Annotated in this window: 1 pseudogene; it reads left to right on the top strand. The window is 69.0% G+C overall.

The features are described 5' to 3' along the window. Positions 1-1,212 (top strand): annotated as a pseudogene (locus tag AB4Y92_RS25035) (hypothetical protein); the annotation flags it as partial.

Below are 1,212 nucleotides of genomic sequence, written 5' to 3'. Positions count from 1 at the left end.
ACGGCCGGCACCTGGACCTGCACCGGCGGCACGCTGACCGGTGACAGCCTGGTGCTGACCGGCGGTCAGAACGCAACCTGCACCATCGTCAACGACGACCAGGCGGCGACGCTGACCCTGGTCAAGACGGTGACCAACGACAACGGCGGCACCGCGACGATCAACGACTTCCCGTTGACCGCGACGGGTCCCACCACGATCACCGGCGTCAGCGGCAGYACGCCGGTGACCGSCGCGTCGGTCGGTGCGGGCACCTACACCCTGAGCGAAACCAACGTGGCCGGCTACACCGCCGGCGCGTGGACCTGCACCGCGGGCGCCTTGACCGGCGACAGCCTGGTGCTGGCCGGTGGCCAGAACGCGACCTGCACGATCGTCAACGACGACCAGGCGGCGACGCTGACGCTGGTCAAGACGGTGACCAACGACAACGGCGGCACGGCAACGATCAACGACTTCCCGTTGACGGCGACCGGACCGACGACGATCACCGGCGTCAGTGGCACCACGCCGGTGACGAACGCGGCAGTCGGTGCGGGTACCTATACGCTGAGCGAAACCAATGTGGCCGGCTACACGGCCGGCGCATGGACCTGCGCCGGCGGCACGCTGACCGGCGACAGCCTGGTGCTGGCCGGTGGTCAGAACGCGACCTGCACCATCGTCAACGACGACCAAGCGGCGACGCTGACGCTGATCAAGACGGTGACCAACGACAACGGCGGTACCGCGACGATCAACGAGTTCCCGTTGACGGCGACCGGTCCGACGACGATCACCGGTGTCAGCGGCACCGCGACGGTGACGAACGCTGCGGTCGGTGCCGGCACCTATGTGCTGAGCGAAACCAACGTGGCCGGCTACACCGCCGGCGCGTGGAGCTGCACCGCGGGCGCCTTGACCGGCGACAGCCTGGTCCTGACCGGCGGCCAGAACGCGACCTGCACCATCGTCAACGACGACCAGGCCGCGACGCTGACCCTGGTCAAGACGGTGACCAACGACAACGGCGGCACCGCGACGATCAACGACTTCCCGTTGACGGCAACGGGTCCGACGACGATCACCGGCGTCAGTGGCACCGCGACGGTGACGAACGCCGCCGTCGCGGCGGGCACCTATGTGCTGAGCGAACCGAGCGTGGCCGGTTACACCGCCGGCGCGTGGACCTGCACCGCGGGCGCCTTGACCGGCGACAGCCTGGTCCTGACC

The organism is Lysobacter sp. TAB13 (assembly GCF_052113885.1).
In the GTDB taxonomy this organism is placed as follows: Bacteria; Pseudomonadota; Gammaproteobacteria; order Xanthomonadales; family Xanthomonadaceae; genus Lysobacter; species Lysobacter gummosus.
This window is presented reverse-complemented; position numbering and strand designations above follow the sequence as displayed.